16 protein-coding genes are annotated in these 22222 nt (G+C 65.4%); 14 read left to right on the forward strand and 2 right to left on the reverse strand.

Annotation, left to right across the window (positions count from 1 at the left end):
* Positions 1-54 precede the first annotated feature (54 nt).
* From pqqB to Y887_RS03360, 8 genes are all read left to right on the forward strand, one after another.
* Positions 55-954, forward strand: coding sequence for a pyrroloquinoline quinone biosynthesis protein PqqB (gene pqqB / locus Y887_RS03325; RefSeq protein ID WP_046962995.1), 900 nt, complete (start codon positions 55-57; stop codon positions 952-954).
* Entirely contained in the window at positions 951-1703 is a 753-nt protein-coding gene (pqqC, locus tag Y887_RS03330; RefSeq protein WP_046962996.1) for a pyrroloquinoline-quinone synthase PqqC, read from the forward strand. The genes pqqB and pqqC overlap by 4 nt, the downstream gene beginning before the upstream one ends.
* Entirely contained in the window at positions 1601-1978 is a 378-nt protein-coding gene (gene pqqD, locus Y887_RS21065) for a pyrroloquinoline quinone biosynthesis peptide chaperone PqqD (protein WP_502362098.1), read from the forward strand. Before pqqC ends, pqqD begins: the two co-directional genes overlap by 103 nt.
* On the forward strand, positions 1975-3102 hold the full coding sequence (gene pqqE, locus Y887_RS03340) for a pyrroloquinoline quinone biosynthesis protein PqqE (protein ID WP_046962998.1): 1128 nt from the start codon (positions 1975-1977) through the stop codon (positions 3100-3102). The genes pqqD and pqqE overlap by 4 nt, the downstream gene beginning before the upstream one ends.
* Positions 3103-3164: 62 nt before the next feature.
* Positions 3165-3677: a hypothetical protein gene (locus Y887_RS03345; RefSeq protein ID WP_046962999.1), complete on the forward strand. Its 513-nt coding sequence runs from the start codon at positions 3165-3167 to the stop codon at positions 3675-3677.
* Between the two features lie 605 nt (positions 3678-4282).
* Entirely contained in the window at positions 4283-5773 is a 1491-nt protein-coding gene (locus Y887_RS03350; protein ID WP_046963000.1) for a PhoPQ-activated pathogenicity-related family protein, read from the forward strand.
* A 462-nt stretch (positions 5774-6235) separates the two neighbouring features.
* Complete coding sequence (locus Y887_RS03355; RefSeq protein ID WP_046963001.1) at positions 6236-7267, forward strand: glucokinase family protein; 1032 nt, start codon at positions 6236-6238, stop codon at positions 7265-7267.
* A 100-nt stretch (positions 7268-7367) separates the two neighbouring features.
* A complete protein-coding gene (locus Y887_RS03360) occupies positions 7368-10004 on the forward strand; it encodes a TonB-dependent receptor (RefSeq protein ID WP_046963002.1) in 2637 nt (878 codons plus the stop codon).
* A gap of 272 nt (positions 10005-10276) precedes the next feature.
* On the opposite strand, the gene hrpA is transcribed toward Y887_RS03360, so the two are convergent.
* On the reverse strand, positions 10277-14392 hold the full coding sequence (gene hrpA / locus Y887_RS03365) for an ATP-dependent RNA helicase HrpA (protein WP_046963003.1): 4116 nt from the start codon (positions 14390-14392) through the stop codon (positions 10277-10279).
* A 106-nt stretch (positions 14393-14498) separates the two neighbouring features.
* Here hrpA and Y887_RS03370 point away from each other — a divergent pair, with 106 nt between their 5' ends.
* The 5 genes from Y887_RS03370 (at position 14499) to Y887_RS20080 (ending at position 19402) form a co-directional block, all read left to right on the forward strand.
* Positions 14499-15047 (forward strand): Dps family protein, encoded by a 549-nt coding sequence (locus Y887_RS03370; RefSeq protein WP_046963004.1) that lies wholly within the window; start codon positions 14499-14501, stop codon positions 15045-15047.
* Between the two features lie 535 nt (positions 15048-15582).
* Positions 15583-17385, forward strand: coding sequence for a DNA helicase RecQ (gene recQ / locus Y887_RS03375; protein ID WP_046963005.1), 1803 nt, complete (start codon positions 15583-15585; stop codon positions 17383-17385).
* A 135-nt stretch (positions 17386-17520) separates the two neighbouring features.
* Positions 17521-18003 carry a hypothetical protein gene (locus Y887_RS03380; protein WP_046963006.1) on the forward strand — a complete coding sequence of 161 codons (483 nt, stop codon included), beginning with the start codon at positions 17521-17523 and terminating at the stop codon, positions 18001-18003.
* Positions 18004-18081: 78 nt separating this feature from the next.
* Entirely contained in the window at positions 18082-18486 is a 405-nt protein-coding gene (locus Y887_RS03385) for a response regulator (protein ID WP_046963007.1), read from the forward strand.
* A 64-nt stretch (positions 18487-18550) separates the two neighbouring features.
* Positions 18551-19402, forward strand: coding sequence for a hypothetical protein (locus Y887_RS20080; RefSeq protein WP_245879439.1), 852 nt, complete (start codon positions 18551-18553; stop codon positions 19400-19402).
* Between the two features lie 1185 nt (positions 19403-20587).
* On the opposite strand, the gene Y887_RS03395 is transcribed toward Y887_RS20080, so the two are convergent.
* Positions 20588-21298 carry an rRNA pseudouridine synthase gene (locus tag Y887_RS03395; RefSeq protein WP_046963008.1) on the reverse strand — a complete coding sequence of 237 codons (711 nt, stop codon included), beginning with the start codon at positions 21296-21298 and terminating at the stop codon, positions 20588-20590.
* A gap of 211 nt (positions 21299-21509) precedes the next feature.
* Here Y887_RS03395 and Y887_RS03400 point away from each other — a divergent pair, with 211 nt between their 5' ends.
* Complete coding sequence (locus Y887_RS03400; protein ID WP_046963009.1) at positions 21510-21716, forward strand: hypothetical protein; 207 nt, start codon at positions 21510-21512, stop codon at positions 21714-21716.
* Positions 21717-22222 lie beyond the last annotated feature (506 nt).

Here is a 22222-nt window from a genome sequence, read left to right on the forward strand (position 1 = left end):
CCCTTCCTCTTGATGCATGACCGGCACCTGCCGGCAGATTAGGTAACAGTTTCCATGCGCATCATCGTTCTGGGATCGGCGGCCGGCGGTGGGCACCCGCAGTGGAATTGCCACACACCCGCGAGTCAGCGGGCATGGCAACAAGCAGACGGTGCCCAACGTCGTACCCAAGCCAGCATCGCGGTCAGTGCCGATGACAAGCGCTGGGTGCTGATCAATGCTTCACCCGATTTCCGCCAACAGATTCTCGCAACACCCGCGTTGTGGCCGCAGCACGGTCTGCGTCACTCCCCGATCGAGGCAGTGCTGTTGACCAGCGGCGAGATCGACCATATCGCCGGGCTGTTGTCGATGCGCGAAAGCCAGCCGTTCTCGCTGCATGCCAGCAGCCGGGTGCTGGACCTGCTGTCGCAAAACCCCATTTTCGATGCGATCAACCCGCACTACGTGACGCGCCAGCCGTTCGCGCTGGACACCCCGGTGTCGCTGCCGGGCCTGCAACTCACGCCCTTCTCGGTGCCAGGCAAGGTACCGCTGTTCATGGAGTCGCGCAGCGGCGGCGACCTGGCCGGCTCCAACGAAGAAACCCTCGGGCTCACCATCGACGATGGCCAGCACCGCGTGCATTACATCCCAGGCTGCGCGGCGATGACCGACGCACTGCGCGCGCGCCTGCACGGCGCCGAGCTGGTGTTCTTCGACGGCACGCTGTGGCGCGACGATGAGATGGTGACGCTGGGCGTCAGCCAGAAGACCGGCCAGCGCATGGGCCACATGAGCATCGACGGCCCCGATGGCAGCATCGCCGCGTTTGCGTCGTTGGATGTGGCGCGCAAGATCTTCATCCATATCAACACCACCAATCCCGTGCTCGACATCCACTCGCCGCAATACGCCAGTGCGCGTGCCAGCGGCTGGGATGTTGCCCACGACGGCCTGGAGATCACGCTGTGACCGCCCTGCTCACCCCCGACCAACTGGAAGCGGACCTGCGTGCGATCGGCGCACGCCTGTATCACGACCAGCACCCGTTTCACGCCCTGCTGCACGACGGCAAGCTCGATCGCGGCCAGGTGCAGGCCTGGGCGCTGAATCGCTTCGAATACCAGCGCTGCATTCCACTGAAGGACGCCGCGATCCTGGCGCGCATGGAAGACCCGGCGCTGCGGCGGATCTGGCGCCAGCGCATCCTCGACCACGATGGCAATAGCGCCAGCGATGGCGGCATCGCGCGCTGGCTGCATCTGACCGACGCGCTGGGCCTGGATCGCGGCCTGGTCGAATCCGGACGTGCCCTGCTGCCCGGCACGCGCTTTGCGGTGCAGGCGTATCTGCATTTCGTCCGCGAAAAAAGCCTGCTCGAGGCGATTGCCTCCTCGCTCACCGAATTGTTCGCGCCCAACATCATCGGGCAGCGCGTGGCCGGCATGCTCAAGCATTACGACTTCGTCTCGCCCGAAGCGCTGGCGTACTTCGAGCACCGCCTGACCGAGGCGCCACGCGATTCGGATTTCGCGCTCGACTACGTCAAGCAGCATGCCGATACGGTCGAAAAGCAGCAGCTGGTGAAAGCCGCCCTGCATTTCAAGTGCTCGGTGTTATGGGCGCAGCTGGATGCCTTGCACGTGGCCTATGTCACGCCGGGCATCGTGTGGCCGGACGCGTTCGTGCCCGACCGCGACGCCCGCCGGGCCGCCGCGTGAGCGGCATTACCCGCGAGAGTCAGCCGGCACTGCGCGCGGGCGTGCGCCTGCAGCACGACCGTGCGCGCGACCAGTGGGTGCTGCTTGCACCCGAGCGTGTGGTCGAGCTCGACGAGATCGCGCTGGTGGTGGCGCAGCGCTTCGATGGCGCGCGTTCGCTGGCGCAGATCGCGCAGGAACTCGCTGCAGAATTCGATGCCGACGCCACCGAGATCGAGGTGGATGTGATCGAACTCACCACCACCCTGCATCAGAAACGTCTGCTGCGGCTATGACGACCGCACCGCCACCGCTATCGGTGTTGCTCGAGCTGACCCATCGCTGCCCGCTGGCGTGCCCGTATTGCTCCAATCCGATTGCGTTGGCCGCGCTGCGTGAGGAAATGGACACCGCAGGTTGGCGCTCGCTGCTGCAGCAGGCGGCCGACATGGGCGTGCTGCAAGCGCATTTTTCCGGCGGCGAGCCGATGCTGCGCAAGGATCTGCCGGAATTGGTAGCGCATGCACGCGCACTCGGGCTGTACAGCAACCTGATCACCTCCGGCGTCGCTGGCGGCGAGCCGATGCTGGACCAACTGCAGGCTGCCGGGCTGGAACACGTGCAGTTGAGCGTGCAGGACGTCGATCCGGCCGGCGCCGACCGCATCGCCGGTTATCGCAACAGCCTGGCGAAGAAGCGCGAGTTCGCCGCCGCCGTGCGTGCGCGTGGTTTGCCGCTGACGCTCAACGCGGTGCTGCACCGCCATAACGCCGAACGCGTGCCCGGCATGATTGCGCTGGCGCTGGAATGGCAGGCCGAGCGCATCGAAGTGGCGCACACCCAGTACTACGGCTGGGGTCTGCGCAATCGTGCCGCGCTGATGCCCAGCCGCGAGCAGCTGATGTCCACGATTGCTGCAGTGGAAGCAGCACGCCGCGAGCTCGGCGATCGCCTGGCGATCGACTTCGTCACCCCCGATTACTACGCCCGCCAACCCAAGCCCTGCATGGGTGGCTGGGGGCAGCGCTTCGTCAATATTTCCCCGCGCGGCGACGTACTGCCCTGCCACGCGGCCGAAACCATCGACGGCATGCGTTTCGACAACCTGCGCGACCGCTCGCTGGCCGATATCTGGAACACCGGCGAGGCCTTCGTGCGGTTTCGCGGCACCGCGTGGATGCCCGAGGTCTGCCAGGGCTGCCCCAAGCGCGAGATCGACTGGGGCGGCTGCCGCTGCCAGGCGCTGGCGCTCAGTGGCGATGCCGGCACGCTGGATCCGGTCTGCGAACGCTCGCCCGATCATGCCCAGGTGCGCGCTCTTGCCGACACCGAGGCGGCCGCGTCGCCGCCGGAGTTCATCTATCGCCGCCCCGCCCGCCCCGCGCATGCGACAGCGGCCACTGCAGACAGCGTGGACTGAGTGGCGTCGGCCGGCAGAAACAGCGTCTACACTAGCCACCTCTTTCCTGTCGGATGGCTTCCATGTCGCTCGTGCGCCGCATTCCCCTGCTGGTCTGCCTGTCCCTTGCATTGACCGCCACCCCGGCCCTGGCACAGCGCGCAGTGCACGGCGATCTGCAGTCGCAGATGAGCGCCGAACAGTTCAAGGCCGCCGGCCTGGACAAGCTCGATGCCAGCGAACTGGCCGCACTCAACGACTGGCTTCAAGGCAAGGTAGCCAAGGAAGCCGCCGTCGTGGTCGAACAGGCCAAGGAGGCCGGCCGCCAGGAAATCATCGTCAAGAACCGTGGCTTCTTCGACTTCGGCAGCAAGGAGCCGATCGAAAGCAGCATCGTCGGCGAGTTCAAGGGCTTTTCCAAAGGCCGCGTCTATACGCTGGCCAATGGTCAGGAGTGGGAACAGACCGACGCAGCCAGCCTCTCCGGCGTGCGCAAGGACGCTCCCAAGGTCAAGATCAAGCCCGGCCTGGTCGGCGTGTGGTATCTGCAGATCGAGGGCTACAACACCCCGGCGAAGGTACGGCGGACCAAGTAAAGGACAGCCAACGAAACGACTACGCTCGCCATCAAGCGGGCGTCGACGGTGTTTGGTACTGCGTGGATCCGTCTGAGAGCGTGTTATGTGCTTTGAGGTGAGTGCGAAGCGCCCTGTGGTGCGTCGAGACAAGGCGCGCAACGCGGTATCGGCGCGCCACAGGGCGCTTCCCGGAGGGTTGGCCGTCTCAAAGTGCATAACACGCTCTAGATATCAGTTCTGCGTGCGCCGTCCACATCCACCTGACGACGGCTTGCTGCGTCTTCAGCCTATCCAGGCGTTGCGGCGATGGGAAAGGTTTTGCCAAAGCGGAAGAACGTAGCGTCCTTGGCGGAGCGCGCGGACGTGCGATGAGGGCTTGCCGGTGTGCCCCATCGCCTACAAGCGCGCTACCGCGAGAAGCGGGTAAGTCAGCGGAGCATCCTCCATCTCCCCACGGCGTTGACTTCGCTTAGCCGGTACATGCTGTGGCCGCAACAGAAGATGGATGCCTCGTACGTGTGCCAGACTTGCCAACGGGAACGGGAACGGGCTCGATGTGTGCGTCTGGCGCGGGCCGTGTCCTTGGTCGTGCTGGCCGGCAGCGCCGCTTACGGAGAACGCCGATGCGCCTGATGACACATTGCGGGATTCTGCTGCTGGCCTTGGTCGCCGGACCGGCACTGGCATCCACCGCCACCGAACGCTGCGCCACGGCGCCCGAGGTCGGGTTCGATCAGGCCCTGGTCTGCTATCGCGATGCGGTGGAACAGCAGCCGCTGGTCTACACGAAAGGCGCCACCAGCCGGATCGCCGGGGTCGAGCGGCGCGAGTACCTGCTGACCTCGCAAACATGGTCGCCTGAAGGATTGGTCACCCCCGCCACCTGGCAGCATGACGTGGCGATGTATGTGCCCGCCGATGCACTGCCGACACGTGCAGTGCTGATCTCCACCAACGGCACGCGTCACCCGCCCGCAGGGAGTGCGGCGCAGCCGGCCAGCGAGCTGTCGCCGGAAGCGCTGGCGGCGCTGGCGCAACGCAGCCGCACCGTGGTCATCGCGCTGAGCGACATTCCCAACCAGGCGTTGCAGTACCAGGGCGATGCCACAGCGCGCCGCGAGGACGATAGCGTCGCCTACAGCTGGTCGCTATTTCTGCAATCGCCGCAGCAACGCAAGACCATGCCCCTGCATGTGCCGATGGCAGCTGCAATTGCGCGCACCATGAGCCTGGCCGAGCGCGAGCTGGCATCGCTGCAGATCCATCGTTTCATTCTTGCCGGTGCGTCCAAACGGGGTTGGGCCAGCTGGCACGCCACCATCGCCGACCCACGCGTCGACGCGGTGGCGCCGTTCGTGATCGACATCCTCAACATGCCGGCCGTGCTGGACCACATGTATCGGGCGTACGGCGGCAACTGGCCGATTGCATTCAACGCCTATGCCAAACAGGGAATTATTGCGCAACTGCAGACCCCGGCGTTTGCGCAACTGGTGCAACTGCAAGATCCGCTGAGTTATCTGCGCACGCCGCAGCGCAAGCGCCTGATGGTACCCAAGTACATCGTCAACGCCAGCGGCGATGATTTTTTCCTGCCGGACAACACGCAGTTGTTCTATGACGCGTTGCCTGGCAGCAAGGCCTTGCGCATGGTGCCCAACAGTGCGCACAACGGCATCCGCGCATCGGTCGTCGACAGCCTGGTGCCTTTCATTGCACGGCTGCAGCAGCAGCGCGCGTTGCCAAAAGTCAGCGATACCTTGCGCACCGGCGACGCGCCCACGATCCGTTTCCGTTCGTCGGAACGACCGACGCAAGTGCGGCTATGGTCGGCCACCAATCCGCAGGCGCGCGACTTCCGCTACGCCTGCGGCATCCGCTATCACGCCACCCCGGTTGTGCTTGCACGCGGCAACACCGTCTCGGTGCCGGTGCAGACCCCGGACGTCGGTTGGAGCGCCTACTTCGTCGAAGCCACCTATGCGGATGGATTCGTCGCCACCAGCCAGACCTACGTGCTCGGCAAGCAGCACTATCCTTCCAGCGCGCCGCCGACCGACAACGCCGCTTGCAGCACGTTACCCGGCATGGCCGCTAGCGCTGCTGCGCGTTGAAGGGTGATTGCTGCTGCGGACAAGGCAAGCAGCTAATCGCCTGGCGCGCTGTGAGTCCTCTTCCAGGGGGGCTGGCTTGATTCGCCAGCGGCCGTGACGCTGCGCGAGGTCGGGCACGCCAACGGCTTCACGGGACAGTTGTTCGCGATGCCTTGCGGCACGCCCCAATCAGCACGGGTCGCCGGTGAGCGTGTACCTCACGATCGCTGCGGGGATTCGCACCAGTTGAGCACGCCGGCACATCGGCATTTATGCCGACTGCAGGCCCGACGACTGCACCGTCTGGTCCGCGTTGCGCAACGAAGTCCGCACAGAAACGGTACCAGTACCGGTTTTGGCACTTGAGGCCGCCACCAAGATCGATCCAACCCGACTGGACCATTGACATCGTTGTCACCAACTCCTAAACAGGCCGCTACGCGCTGATGGCATCGGCCGATCAGACGGACCAAAGGACTGCATGTGGCTGCGACTTCGCGTTCTGCTCACGTTTCTGCCATGCCCGCTGTTCCTGTCGCCGCCGGCTTCATCGCTGCCGATGTCGGCGGCACGCATGTGCGTCTTGGCCATGTAGTGCAGACAGAGGACGCCATCACGCTGGCGCATTACCGCACCTACCGCTGCGCCGAGCACGCCAGCCTTGAAGCCATCCTGGCCGACTTCCTGCCGCAGGCCGGCCGTGTCGAGACCCTCGTCATCGCCAGCGCCGGCGTTGCGCTGGACGACGGCAGCTTCATCAGCAACAACCTGCCATGGAGCCTCTCACCCGGCCGCCTGCGCGCCACGCTGACGCTGCGCAACGTGCATCTGGTCAATGACTTCGAAGCCGTCGCCTATGCAGCGCCGCAGATGGAACCGCGTGCGGTGCTACAGCTGAGCGGGCCGACGCCGCGGCATGCGCGTCGCGCCGGGCCGATTCTGGTGGTCGGCCCAGGCACCGGATTGGGAGCTGCGGTGTGGATCGATGCCAAGCCCCGCCCCATCGTCCTGGCGACCGAAGCAGGCCAGGTGGCACTGGCCAGCACACACGCGCACGAGCATCAGTTGCTGCGCATCCTGCTGCGCGACCGGCACTACCTGCCGCTGGAGCACGTGTTATCTGGGCCCGGGCTATTGCGGCTGTATGCCGCGGTGTGCGCGCTGCACGGCTTGCCGCAACGCTACCAGCAGCCTGCAGCAGTCACGCACGCGGCATTGCATGAAGACGACCCACTGCCGCGCGAAACGCTGCAGGTGTTCTGCGCCCTGCTCGGCCACGCAGTCGGCGACATGGCGCTGGCCTACGGCGCTGCCGGCGGCATCTATCTGGCCGGCGGCATCCTGCCGACGATCGGACACTTTCTGGCGTCCAGCGCATTCGGCGCGCGCTTTCTGGACAAAGGCAACATGCGCGGGGTGCTCGAACGCATCCCGGTCAAGCTGGTCGAGCACGGGCAGCTGGGCGTGCTCGGTGCGGCCAATTGGTATCTGCAACACCACGCTGACGCGTCGTAAGCGTTCCACCGCACGTTTTCCCGGACGTGCGCTTGCTAGCCCCCGCAGCCGGCGAGCCACGGCCCGCCATCCATCCCTGTGCGTGATGAGGAGAGACATCATGAAATACAGCACCAAACTGCTGTGCAGTGCGATTGCGTTGTCGTTGGCGGTGACCGCGCAAGCCCAGGACAGCACTGGCCAGCAAGCCACCGACCTGGATGCCGTACAGGTGGTCGGCATCCGTGCCAGCCTGGAAAAATCCCTGGACACCAAACGCAACAACGCAGGCATTTCCGAAGCGATCACTGCCGAAGACATCGGCAAGTTTCCTAGCACCAACGTGGCCGAAGCGCTGTCGCAGATTCCCGGCGTCACCCTGGATCGCCGCTTCGGCCAGGGCGAGCGCGTCAGCATCGACGGCACCGACCCCAGCTTGAATCTGTCGTTCCTGGATGGCCACCCGGTGGCGCAGGCGATCTGGTTATACGGCGAGCAACCCAGCCGCGGATTCGATTACACCTTGCTGGCGCCGCAGATCCTGGGCCGCGCGGAGATCCTCAAGTCATCCGAAGCGCGGCTGACCGAAGGCAGCCTGGGCGGAACGGTGCTGATGCACACGCGCCAACCACTGGATCTGGAAGCCAACGAAATCGCCGGCTCCATCGGCTACAGCTATAGCGACCAGGCCAGCAAGGGCAAGCCCAATGCGGCGCTGCTCTACAGCTGGAAAAACCCGGAAGAAACCTTCGGCATCGCCGTGTCCGCGCAACATTACGAAGAACGCGTGGACCGCCGCGGCATGGAGGTGTTCGGCTACGCGCCCGCCAGCACGTTTGCCAATGCCGCAGGCACGGTGCCTGCCGATGCAGATGTGCCCAACTCGATCAACGCCGCCTGGTTCCAGCAGGACCGCGAGCGCGACAGCGCGGTGGTCAACCTGCAACTCAAGCCCAGCGATGCACTGGAATTCAACCTCAGCGGCTTGTACATCAACGAGAATTTCGATAACTACAACCAGTCGATGTACAGCTTTCTGACCTGGAATGCCGGCACGGTGGCTGCAGTGGACCAGCTCGGCGATGTGCGCAACGGCGTGGTGACCAGCGGCCACTCCAGCGCCAATGCCGATCCGCTCGGCGGCACGGTGATCTACGACAACAATGTGCGCGAATCGGAAGTCACCACCAAAGGCCTGGACCTGCGCGGCGCATTTGCCGGCGATGGCTGGGGATTGAAGGGCCAGGTGGGCCAGAGCAAATCCGAAAACAAGGATCTGTCGCAATACTTCATCGAGCCGTTCTACAACGGCGGCTTTCGTTGGGACACGCGCCGCGGCATCCAGTTCGACGACCCTGCAGCTGCGCGCAACCCGGCCAACTGGGGCTCGGCCGGTGGCTGGTTCGGCAACAACGGCATCTTCTCCACGCAAAGCAAGGACACCTACGGGCAACTGGACCTGGATCTGCAGTTCGATGGCGTGTTCAACCAACTGCTGCTGGGCGTGCGCCATGGCAAGCATGAGGAACGCTTCGAGCTCAACGTCTACGGCGGGGTAACCCCCGGCACATTGGCCGACGTCGGCACGATTGGCCTGACCGACCTGCAGGATTTCTATCCCGACCACGGCCGGCATGTGCAGGCCGGGCGCAACAATGTGCTGAACTGGATCCGCAACAGCCCGGTCGATTACAACGCGCCGGATCCGGCCAGCTATCTCAACAACAGCTGGGCACTGGAGCAGACCAACAACGCCGCCTACGCACAGTTGAATTTCTCCGGCGGCGGCCTGCGCGGCAATCTGGGCGTGCGCTACGTGGACTCCAAGACCGAAGGTAGCGGCTTCGTCTACAGCGGCACACCGTCGTTGGCCAATGTCGACAGCCTGTGGCAGACGCGCACCCGCAAGGAGGACTTCCTGCTGCCGTCGCTGACCTTGTCCTACGACACCAGCGAGGACTGGGTGTTTCGCTTTGCCGCGGCCAAGGTGATTGCCTGGGCGCCTTACAACCAGATGGTCAACAACACCTTCCTCAACGACACCACGCTGACCGGCAGCGGCGGCAACGCCGAGCTGTCGCCCTACGAATCGTGGAATTTCAATCTATCGGCCGAGTACTACTTCGCGCAGCAGTCGGTGGTGGCATGGTCGGTGTTCTACAAGAAGATCGACAACTACATCGACACCAGTGCCAGCGTGGAGCGTCAGTACAATGCGCTGCGCGACACCGCACCGCAGAGCTGGGCCCAATTGCTCGGCAGTAATGGCTGCACCGCCGACGGCTACTGCGATTACAGCGTCCAGCGCCCGCGCAACGCCGGCGACGGCAAGGTCAAGGGCTTCAACATCGCATTCCAGCAACCCTTCGGCGACAGCGGCTTTGGCCTTACCGCCAACTACACCTACGCCAACGGCGAAAACAACACCGGCGATGCGCTGCCGTACCAGTCGCGCAACAGCGTGGCCTTCAGCCCGTACTACGAAAAAGGACCGCTCAACGCACGGCTGACCTATAACTGGCGCGACAGCTATCTGGCCGGCGGTTATGTGGCCGGCGCAGCGCCGGCCAGCGTGGACGACTACGCCGAACTCGGCGCCAGCATCGGCTACGCATTCGGCCCGAACTGGTCGCTGCAGATCGATGGGCAAAACCTGCTGGATGAAGAGTATCTGCAATACCTCGGCGACAAGGACCATCTGGCCGGCCGCTACAGGAGCGGACGGCGCTACATGGCGAGCCTGCACGTGAAGTTCTGACGTCGGCGCCGTCGCGGGTGCGGCCATTGCCGTGTGGCCGTACCCGCCGCGGGTGCCGGGACCCTACCTGCCTGCGCTGCTTGGGGATGCGTGGGCCTACGCCACGCACCGCCCACCTGCGCAGCGTGATCTGCACGCCGCGCATGGCGCTGCAGGAGACCGATGCGGTCACTGCGATGGCCAGGCGCCCGGCCCATCACTGGCGACGCACATGCGAACCGATCCCACTGCAGCGGGCTGCGAGCAGCCCGCACGCAATCGGGCAGCGCGACTCAGCCGCGCAACGCCGCCACGCGCTGCGACAATTTCTTTGCCGACACGCCGGACCTGGCGCCAAGCTCCTGCGCGAACACCGACACCCGCAACTCTTCCAGATCCCAGCGCAGCGCCTGCCAGTCGGCACCTTGCTGCAATCCACGCGCGGCCGCATCGTCCAGCGCATCCACAAACGGCTTGAGCTCGAGCATGCGCGACTGATCGCGCGCCGGGTCGCGTTTGGCACGCTCGGTCCGCAGGATCATCGCCTTCAGATAGCGCGGGTAGTTGGCCAGTGCCTCGGCCGGGGTGTCGCGCAGGAAGCCGGCATGCACCAATGCACGCAGCTGCTGCTCCATATCGTCCAGATTGCCGCGCGCCCAGCCCATCAATGGCGCTTCCAGCAGCGGCTTGAGCTCGGCAACCGCCCCCAGGATGCTTTCGGCAAGTTTCAGCCGCTGCATCGCTTCGCCGAACAGGCGCTTGGCCGCATCCTCGCGACGGTATGCAAACGCAGCCGGGTCGCGGATCGCGCCCAGCCCGTCGGCGAGCACCGCATTGAGCGCGGCATCGACCAGATCGCCGCGCAGGCGCTCCTGCGATTCGATCGCCGCATACAACAGGCCGGTCTTGGGCGAGACCGGCAACTGTTTGCGCGCGTGTTTGATCTTGTCGGCCAACGCGATTTCCAGCAGGCGACGCACGCCGCGTGGATGCGCCTGCGCGGCGTCGTTGCGGTCGGCAAAGATGCGCAAGGCCGCATCCTCGCCCTGATCCACCAAGGCCGGGTACGCCGGTACACCGGCCTCGCCCGCAACCTGTTCGGGAATCGGGGTGGTCGGAAAATCGCGCAGCCCCTCTGCTGCCAGGGCACGCCCGGCACGCGCGGCAAACGCTTGCCCGGCGCGTTCGCCGAAGCGTGCACGCAGGCCGTCCAGATCGCGCGATTCGGCCAGCACCTTGCCGTCGTCGTCGCGCAGACGCAGGTTCATCAGCAGATGCGTGTCCAGCGATTGTTCGTCGAAATCCAGTGCCGATACCTGCACGCCGGTGGCCTTGGACAGAAAACGCGCCAGCTCGCCGCGGATATCGTCGGCCGACGGCAGGCTGTAGGCCTCGTAGAACGCACGCCCGAAATCCGGCGCCGGCACGAAATTGCGCCGCTGCGCCTTGGGCAGGCTGCGGATCAGGGCCGATGCCTTGTCGGCGACGAAGCCAGGCGCCAGCCATGACAGGCGCGCAGGGTCCAGCGCATTGAGCAGATGCAGCGGCACGTCCAGGGTCACGCCGTCATCGATCGCACCCGGCTCGAAACGGTAGTGCAACGGCAGCCGCGCATCGCCCAGCGGGAAATACTTCGGGAAACGATCGGCCTCGCTGCCCTCGCCGGGCAGCAGATCGTTCAAGGTCCAGTGCAGGCTGCGGCGTTTGTCCGGCGGCAGGCTCTTCCACCACGCATCCAGCCCGCTGGACGAATGCAGCTCGGCCGGAATGCGGTCCAGGTACCAGCGCGCCTGCCAGTCTTCGTCGGCGACGATGCCGGCGCGACGCAGCTTGGCCTCTTCCTCGCGCGCCTGTTCCAGCACCTTGAGGTTATCGGCCACGAAGGCGGCGCGCGTGTTGATTTCGCCGGTCACCAGGCCTTGCCGCACGAACAGATCGTGCGAGGCAGCCGGGTCGATCTTGCCGAAATGCACCGGTTTCTTCGGCGCCAGCACCAGCCCGAACAGGCTGATCTGCTCCGATGCCACCACCTGCCCCTGCGCACGCGACCAGTGCGGGTCGAAATGCTTGCGCGCCAGCAGATGCCCCAGCTCGGCGATGGCCCAATCCGGCTCGATCGCGGCGTTGGTCATGCCCCAGACTTTTTGCGTATCCAGCAGCGTGGCCGCCAGAATCCACGGCGGCGGCTTGCGTGCCAGTGCAGATCCGGGGAACGGCACGAACCGGCGTTGCCGCGCTGCCAAGAAGTCGCCCTTTTCGGTGCGATGGCCGATCTGCGTGGGCAGGCCCGCCAACAGCGCGCGGTGCAAGGCCTGATACGCCGCGGCACGTTCGCGCTCGCTGGTGCGTGCCGACACCTCGGCGGCTTCGGCCTGCTTGTTCGCAGCTGCAGAGGGAGTTTGTGCAGATGGCGCAGCCGGATCGGGCTTGCCCTCACGCGCCAACCGCGCCGCGCGGTGCAGCTGTCCGCGCGTCGGCCGGTTGGCGTTGTGGCCATCCTCGCGCGCAGGCGCGCTGGCGCCCGCCAGCAGCGGCGCCAGCATCACGTTGGCCGGCTCCTCGCTCCAGCCGAGCTCTTCGCACAACAGCCGCAATTGCCGATGCAGTTCACGCCACTCGCGCATGCGCAAAAAACCCAGAAAATGCCGGTTGCACCAATCGCGCAACTTGGACTGGGTGAGGTCTTCGTGCACCTGCCGGTAAGCGTCCCACAGGCGCAGGATGCCGACGAATTCCGAGCGCGCATCGGCAAACAGCGCATGCGCGTTGTCGGCCGCCTCGCGCGCTTCGGGCGGGCGTTCGCGCGGGTCCTGGATGCCCAGGAACGAGGCGATGACGATCATCTCGCGCAGGCAACCATGCTGCTGCGCAGCCACCAGCATGCGCGCCAGTTTGACGTCCACCGGCAGGCGCGCCATCTGGCGACCGATCGCGGTCAGACGGCGCTGCGCATCGATCGCGCCCAGCTCCAGCAGCTGCTGCCAACCATCGGCCACCGCGCGCTCGTCGGGCGCTTCCAGAAACGGGAAGTCCTCGATCCGCCCCAGCCCCAGTTGCAGCATGCGCAGGATCACGCCCGACAACGACGAGCGCCGGATTTCCGGGTCGGTAAACGCCGGGCGCGCGGCAAAGTCCGCTTCGGCATACAGCCGGTAACAGATTCCTTCGGCGATCCGCCCGCAACGGCCCATGCGCTGATTGGCGCTGGCCTGCGAGATCGGCTCGATATGCAGGCGGTCCAGCTTCTGCCGCGGGCTGTAACGCTTGACGCGCGCAAAGCCCGGGTCCACCACGTAGCGGATGCGTGGCACCGTCAACGAGGTTTCGGCCACGTTGGTCGCCAGCACCAGACGTCGGCGCGGGCCGGGATTGAACACGCGGTCCTGATCGGCTGCCGATAGCCGCGCATACAGCGGCACCACTTCGGTCTCGCGGTATTTGCGCCGCTCCAGCGCATGATGCGCATCGCGGATCTCGCGCTCGCCCGGCAGGAACATCAGCACGTCGCCGCGCGGATCGATGCGGGTGATCTCGTCGATCGCCGCCACGATCGCATCGTTGACGCTGCGCTCGCCATCGCGGCCGCTCTCCTGCGCTTGGTCGCCACCGCTTTCGCCTTCGAGCGGCCGATAGCGCACTTCGACCGGGAAGGTCCGCCCTTCCACATTGATCACCGGCGCATTGTCGAAATGCTGCGCGAAGCGTTCGGTATCGATGGTCGCCGAGGTCACGATCAACTTGAGATCGGAGCGCTTTTTCAGCAGCTGCTTGAGGTAGCCGAGCAGGAAATCGATGTTGAGACTGCGCTCGTGCGCCTCGTCCACGATGATGGTGTCGTAGGCCGACAACCAGCGGTCGCTGGCGATCTCGGCCAGCAGGATGCCGTCGGTCATGAACTTGATGCGCGACTGCTCGCTCACCCGGTCTGTGAAACGCACCTGGAAGCCCACCAGCGTGCCCAACGGCGTCTTCAGCTCGTCGGCCACCCGCGCGGCCACCGCGCGCGCGGCGATCCGGCGCGGCTGGGTGCAGCCGATCATGCCGGCCGCACCGCGCCCGGCCGCCAGACACAGCTTGGGCAGCTGGGTGGTCTTGCCGGAGCCGGTTTCGCCGGCGATGACCACCACCTGATGGTCGCGGATCAGCCCGATGATGCGCTCGGCTTCGCGGGCGATCGGCAGTTGCGTGTCCAGCGTGATCGCCGGCTGCTGCGCAGCACGTGCCTGCCGCTGCGCCAGCGACACCGTCAACGCCTGCTCGAACGCATCGCGCAGTTGCGGGTTGCCGGGCTTGCCCTGCCAGCGCGACCATAGGCCAAGCAAGCGGCCCCGGTCGCGGCTCAGTGCGCCATCCACGGCGTGGCGGCGCTCACGCAGCAGCGTAGCAAGGTCGGTGTCGATAGCGCTCATTGATGGAGAAATGTGAAAGATTGAATGACGTTTGATCCTTTAGCCTGTCTATTGTGACGCCATATCTGTTCCCACAGACATCCACTTCCTCAGCAAGGGCCATTCCATGTCCAAGAAAAAGAACGCCAACAAGCCCGTCGTCGTCAGCGATGCCCTGCCGGTCGCTGCTGCGTCGGCGCCGCATATCGATATCGGGATCAAGGACGCCGATCGCAAGCAGATCTCCGACGGTCTGGCCCGCTACATGGCTGACGCCTTCACCTTGTACCTGAAGACCCACAACTTCCATTGGAACGTCACCGGGTCGATGTTCAACTCGCTGCACACCATGTTCGAAACCCAGTACACCGAGCAGTGGGCGGCGCTGGACGAAGTGGCCGAGCGCATCCGCGCCCTGGGCTATAACGCGCCAGGCTCGTACCGCGAGTTCGTCGCGCTGACCTCGATTGCGGAGGAGCCGGGCCTGAGCGACAGCGCCGATTGGCGCGAAATGGTGCGTCAGCTGGTCAGCGGCAACGAGGCCGTGTGCCGCACCGCCCGCAAGGTGCTCGGCACCGCCGACGACGCCGGCGACGACCCGACTGTGGACCTGCTGACCCAGCGCCTGCAGACCCACGAGAAGTACGCCTGGATGCTGCGCTCGCTGTTGCAGTAAACCCGCTGGGCGTCCGCCCTGCAGGCCTGCCCAAGGTTTCGCTGCGCCGAAACCTTGGGCCCCTGGCCAGTCGCCTGCCACACCCCCGCCTTCGGCGCGCGCCCTGACTCAGGGGTTGCGGCCATCTCCGCTTCGCGGACATGTCCCCCAACGTTTGCTTTGCAAACGTCGGGCCCCGCTACGCATTTCCACACCCCCCGCCTTCGGCGCGCCCCCTGACTCAGGGGGCTGTTGGTGCGCTGTCGGTTGTTGAGCCCCTCTCCCGCCGGGGCGAGAAGGCACGGTTTGCGCGCCACTGGTGCGTGCCATGAGCGTGCGCGGAGCGAGGGTTGGGGTGAGGGTGCGGAGCGAAGCTCAGTGCCCTCAACGCGCAGCATGCGGCCCTGCTCTGCGCCGCACGCTCCACCCCGGTCACACCGCCCATTGCGCATTCGCCCGCCACATACACCACATCGCGGCAATCTCCGACCCGCTATCGGGCAACACTGCCGGCATGACACCGACCAGGGCTTGACCTGCACGGTATCCTAGGCGGATGTCTTCCCCCGCACACGAACTGCTCAGCCGCGTCTTCGGTTACGACGACTTCCGCGGCCCGCAACAGGCCATCGTCGAACACGTCGCTGCCGGCAACGACGCCCTGGTCCTGATGCCCACCGGCGGCGGCAAATCGCTGTGCTACCAGGTGCCGGCGCTGTTGCGCGATGGCATCGGCATCGTGGTGTCGCCGCTGATCGCATTGATGCAGGACCAGGTCGAGGCCCTGCGCCAGCTCGGCGTGCGCGCCGAATTCCTCAATTCCACCCTGGATGCCGAGAACGCGCAGCGGGTCGAACGCGCGCTGCTGTCGGGCGATCTGGATCTGCTCTACGTCGCGCCGGAACGGCTGCTGACCCAGCGCTTCCTGTCGTTGCTGGAACGCAGCCGCATCGCGCTGTTCGCCATCGACGAAGCGCATTGCGTGTCGCAATGGGGCCACGACTTCCGCCCCGAATACCGCCAGCTCACCGTGCTGCACGAGCGCTGGCCGCACATCCCGCGCATGGCCTTGACCGCCACCGCCGACCCGCCCACCCAGCGCGAGATCGCCGAGCGCCTGGATCTGGTGGATGCACGCCACTTCGTCAGCTCCTTCGACCGCCCCAACATCCGCTACACCGTCGTGCAGAAGGACAACGCGCGCAAACAGCTGCAGGAATTCCTCACCCGTTATCGCGGCTGCGCCGGCATCGTCTATGCGATGTCGCGGCGCAAGGTCGAGGAAACCGCCCAGCAGCTGTGTGCGCAAGGCTTCAACGCCCTGCCCTACCACGCCGGCCTGCCGGCCGAGGTACGCGCGGAAAACCAGCGTCGCTTCCTGCGCGAGGACGGCATCATCATGGCCGCCACGATCGCCTTCGGCATGGGCATCGACAAGCCCGACGTGCGCTTCGTGGCGCACGTGGACCTGCCCAAATCGCTGGAGGGCTATTACCAGGAAACCGGCCGCGCCGGCCGCGACGGCGACCCGGCCGAAGCCTGGCTCTGCTACGGCCTGGGCGATATGGTGCTGCTCAAGCAGATGATCGAACAGGGCGAAGCGGCCGAAGAGCGCAAGCGTCTGGAGCGCGCCAAGCTCGATCACCTGCTCGGCTACTGCGAATCCATGCAATGCCGCCGCCAGGTGCTGCTGGCCGGCTTCGGCGAGACCTACCCCAAACCTTGCGGCAACTGCGACAACTGCCTCACCCCTGCGGCTGCCTGGGATGCCACGGTGGCCTCGCAGAAGGCGCTCAGTTGCGTGTACCGCAGCGGGCAGCGCTTCGGTGTGGGCCATCTGCTCGACATCCTGCGCGGCAGCGAGAACGAGCGCATCAAGCAGCTCGGTCACGATCAGCTGAGCACCTATGGCATCGGCCGCGACCTGGACGAACGCACCTGGCGCAGCGTGTTCCGGCAACTGGTTGCGGCCAGCCTGCTGGAGGTCGACAGCGAAGGCCATGGCGGGCTGCGCCTGACCGACGCCAGCCGCCAGGTACTCAAGGGCGAGCGCCAGGTGATGATGCGGCGCGAGAATCCGGCTGCCGGGCGCGAGCGTGATCGCGGCGCCCAGCGCACCGGCCTGCCGGTACAGCCGCAGGATCTGGTGCTGTTCAACGCCTTGCGCGGCCTGCGCGCGGAGCTGGCCAAGGAACAGAACGTGCCGGCGTTCGTGATCTTCCACGACAGCACCTTGCGCAATATCGCCGAGCAACGGCCGACCAGCATCGATGCGTTATCGCGCGTCGGCGGCATCGGTGGCGGCAAGCTGGCCCGCTATGGCGCGCAGCTGATCGACATCGTGCGCGAGCAGGGCTGATGCAACAGCGTGTGTCAGCGCCATGCCAGGGTCGACACAACATCGGCTGGAATCGACAGCGCGCATTCAATCAGCCGTTGCTAGTTTCACAGGGCGAGCTGGCACGCGCTGCCAGTCCCTCTTAGAGTCGAACCGATGAAACGCAGCCTGCTTCTCCTGGCCACTCTATTTACCGCCGGTGGCGCGCTCGCCCAGACCGGCGATGTCAGCGCCGAGCCGGCCAGCGCGCGCTCGCTGGACCTGAGCGTCCCGCAAGCGCCGCTGCAATACCGTTCCGACCCGGAATACAGCACCGACCCGCCGGGCACGTTCTACGGCGACAAGAGCGGCCCCCGCCCGGCCCTCGCACGGCCAAGCGCCGCCTCGATCGCGGCAGAACGTGCCGAGCAATGCCAGGGCAAGCTGCATGGCGCGGTCGAGACCGGCATGGGCTATTCCAACCGTGGCGGCAACAGCAACTGGCAGGCAGTCAATCTGAACTCCTGCAAGACCTATTACGACGACGACGGAAAAGCGCATCAGATCGGCGTCAGCATCAGCGTCGGCCGCGGCGAAGGCCCGGTCTTCGGCCCGCGCTACGCACCCGGCGGCTATGGTCCGGGCCCGTTCGGCTGGTAACCATACGGCAGCGTCTGCGTTGACGGTGGGTTCACTGCCGCATCGCTGAGAATGTGGTCTGCCTTACGAGACGCGCTCATGTCACAGAACAAGGAACGGCCAGTTGTATTCGTCGTCGAAGACGGCGACGGCACCCGACAACTCAGCTGCCTTGTCCTGGAAAGTTACGGCTTTACCTGCCGCAGCGCAGGGTCTGTCGAAGAAGCGCTCACCCTGATCGAAAGCGACCCGCGTGTCGATGTGCTGTTTTCCGATATCCACTTCCCGGGCGGGCTGACCGGCGTGGATCTTGCGTTGAAGACCGCGCATGCACCGTACAACCTGCCGGTGTTGCTGACCTCCGGCCTGGCGGTGGAGTACGTGGAAGAGATCCTGCCCGACGGGGTGGCGTTCCTGGAAAAACCCTACACTCCGGAACAACTGCTCACCGCCATCCGCAGCGTGATGGCAAAACGCCGCGTGCTCGCCACCCCGGGCGTGTGACGCACACGGCCGCAACTGGACGGCGGCCAACAATCCCGGTATGACATGGCGGCCGGCGCGCGATGTGGCGGCAACGGGGATTGATCACGACACAGCTCTACCAAGGACGCGGCGCAATGCCCGCCTGGTACCGCTGTGCTTTACGCCAGGGGACAACATGAAACAGCTAGTGACCGCAGCCATCGCCATGGCTGCGTTAAGCGGTTGCGCGACGGTGATGAACGACGCGACCCAGCCGATTCGCGTCGATACCAGGACCGCGGACGGCCAGACCATTACCGGCGCCGATTGCGCCATCAGCAACGACAAGGGACGCGTCACCCTGAAGTCCGGCCAGAGCGCACAGGTGCGACGGTCCGCGCACGATCTGGATGTCACCTGTGTGCTTCCCGGTCAGCGCGATGCGGCAGGTCGCTCCATCTCGCGCGCCAACATGGGCATCTGGGGCAACATCCTGATCGGCGGCGCCATCGGCGCCATCGTCGACCACAACAAGGGGACCGGCTACACCTACCCGAGCTGGATCCAGTTGGTGTTCGGACAGACGCTGAGTTTCGACCGCCATCGCGAGGAGCGCGGGCAACCATTGCAGGGAGAGACCGCGCAAGGCGGTCTCGTGACGACAAGCGGCGGCCCGCACCACGAAGCGGTGACAATTCCCCTGGCAGCCGATGCACCCACTGCTGCACCTGTCAGCGTTGCGACTTCGCCGGCCGCCGCTGCAGCCTCGCCGACGCCCGCGGGCACGGCGATGTCGAGCGAGCCGCCCAGGGCACGCGCCCAAAGCATCAGCAGCGGCCTGAACTGCGGCCCGGTGCAGCCGGCGGGTTCCACCCGTTTCACTGCGACCTGCCAGGGCGGCAGCACGGTGCAGATCGACTGTGCCGGCTTCCGCTGCACGTCCAGCTTTCGATGATACCCGTGGCTGCGCCCGAATCCTGGCGCAGCTCGAGGCGGCTCGGCTGTCGGGAACGTCCCGACAGCGTGTCGGCGCGCCCCCGATTTACGTGATGCACGTCTCATTTAAACTGCAGCCACCGGACGCGAGGCCAGTTGGGCCGCTCAACTCGCGGGGCGCCGAGCACGCCCCTGCCGGGACACTGGTGGTACGGAACTGCGTCGCGCATTGCATCTGGCGCCAGACGATGGGCTCGTAGACCACTGCGTCGCGATCACCGCCCCGGTCGGGTTGCATCTGATCGCATGCACGTGTTTCTCCGTGCAAGCGCAGTTACGCTTGTCGAGCGGGGCTCGCCCATCGATCGGATGGGGCGACATGCGCCTGACGATGCGAGCGACATCAGTGTTGCATGCGACGCAGGGGGCAGCCGTCACTGGTCGGTTGCCAATCCAATCGATCTCTTCTGTCGACTGCTCTCATCGATCCACGCAGTGGCCCGGTGCATGACCTGCTCGTACGTACGTCGCGCTGCTTGAATGTCACCGCTCGCAATACCGCAGCAGTTGCCACACATCGGTCCGCAGCTTCGTGACGTCGCACGGCGCTGACTGCATACATCGCATCGGGCGTCTTCGTATCAAATAGCCCGGCGCATACGGCTCCCACTGCATCGATGCGCCTGAACCGAGCGACAGCGCTGCTGGCCTTCCATCGAGGCAAAAGCGCGCCAGCGCACGAATGCAGTGCATTTCACGCGATCAAGCAGGCCGCTCGCTAGGCTAACGTCAGTGCAGCGCTTCGCTGCAGATGACTTTCGGGAGATTTTCATGGGCGACAACGCGTTTCTAACACCGGCATTCGCCATCTTGGTCATCGGGATCATCGCCGTGGTGTTCTGGCTGGTGACCCGCGCCAAGAAAAAGCGCAACAAGAAGTAAGCGAGCCGGGCGATGGCCCGCAAGCGAAGGACGCGCTGCACACGATTGCGTGCGATGCAGCTCGTCAGGCATCGGTCGACCTGCGTCGGCCGGTACGTGAAACAGACGTCAGGAGTTTACGTCGCGGCGTAGCGAAGCATTGGCACAAGCGTCCTGCCGCTGACGCAAGCGCATGCACTCCACGCGCACGATCTGACCGAGTGGACCATGCATTCGAGCGCGCTGCCTGCAAGAGCTGCACACACGCGTAGCAAGATACGCCTCAGAAACGCTCACCCACAGGCAGATAACGCCACTGGCCGATCGCCAGCTTGCCCAGCGACACGCGGCCCACACGTAGCCGACGGATGCTGACCACGTCCAGTCCCACCTCACCGCACATGTAGCGCAGTTGGCCTGGCTGCACGTGCTTGATCGCAAAGCGCAGCCGTTCTTCGTTCTGCCAGCTCACCTTGCACGGCGGCAGGCTGCGCTGCCGATACACCAGACCGTGCGCCAGCCGCGCCATGCCATAGGGGCGCAGCTCGCCGCGTACTTCCACCAGAAATTCCTGCTCGATCGAGCCTGCATCGGCCGTCAGCCTGCGCAGTACCCGCCCGTCCTGGCTCAACACCAGCAGGCCGCTGGCATCGTCTTCCAGCGGCAGCGGCGCATTGAGGCGCAGGAAATGCCGTTTGAGCACGCGCAACTCGGCGTTGTCCAGTTCGCTCCGGCTTGCTGGGTTGGCCAGTGCCATCGCAGCGTCGGCCGTCATTCCTGCCGGCTTGTGCAACAGCAAGGTGGCAGGCTCGGCGGGTTCCAGCACCGCATCCGGCGCAAGCGTCACCTGCGCCGCGGTCGCCAGGGCCTGCGGCTCTTCGACAACCACCCCATCCACGCTGACCCAGCCGCCCTCGATGTACTGCTGCGCCTCGCCACGCGAGCAGCCGAACTGCGCGGCAACGCATTTATCGAGACGGATAGGATCGGACATCAGGCAAGCTCAGCATCAGGGCACGGCAGTGTACGTGCTGGCCCACCGAATGCGAGGGGCAGCCATCGCTCCGGACACGCACCGCACAGCCGGGCCGCACCGCCAGATCGCAGCACGCTGCGGCCTTGTACCACCACACCGCCCGCGTCGACCGCTGCTTCTGCCCTGCACCACAACGTGGGAAACTCGGCACTCACACAGGAGCTCGCAGATGTTCATCAAGTTCGGCACTACCCGGGTCCGCCTCACCCACATCTCGGTCATCAGCGATCCGTTCAACGCAGGCGAAAGCTTCGGCTCGTACTGCCACTCCGTGCGGGTCGGCCTGCTCTCCGGCGAAGAAGTGTTTGCGCGTTTCAACAGCGAGTCCGACGCACAACAGCTGCATGCCAAGGTGCTGGCTGCGCTGGAGGGCTGATGCCGGTCCGCAACGCAGCGCGCTCGCCCGGCTGCTGAGGTTTGCCTCGTCGCCAGATGCAATGCGCGCTGCCGACACTGCCCCAAGCTCGCACACATCGCCCTGCACTGCGGGGCACCGTCGCCCGTGCAGATCGACCCAGACGTTTGCTGAGGCTCCGGCGCGCCTGCGCAAGGTGATCTGGTGGTGGGCAAGACGCACTCCCATACACGCACCAGCGCTTCACCTGCCGCATGACAGGCGTTCTGCAGATGACACGCATCGATCCAGCCAGGGCTTACAAGCGCGGCTGACAAATGGCGCATGCAATCGATCATCGATGCCGAATCCTGCACACACGCTGCGATGACGTGCGTATTGCGCCGGTTTTTTCCGGCATCGGCAACATCTGTTTAACGTGCACGCAAAAGCGGCGTTAGCTGCACTCCCAGGCGATGAGCAGATCACGATGTCAGGCGCCGATGGACAGCTGTCGGGGAATCTCTTCCGCGCACTGAATCGGCTGT

It is taken from the genome of Xanthomonas pisi DSM 18956 (assembly GCF_001010415.1).
GTDB classification, from domain to species: domain Bacteria; phylum Pseudomonadota; class Gammaproteobacteria; order Xanthomonadales; family Xanthomonadaceae; genus Xanthomonas; species Xanthomonas pisi.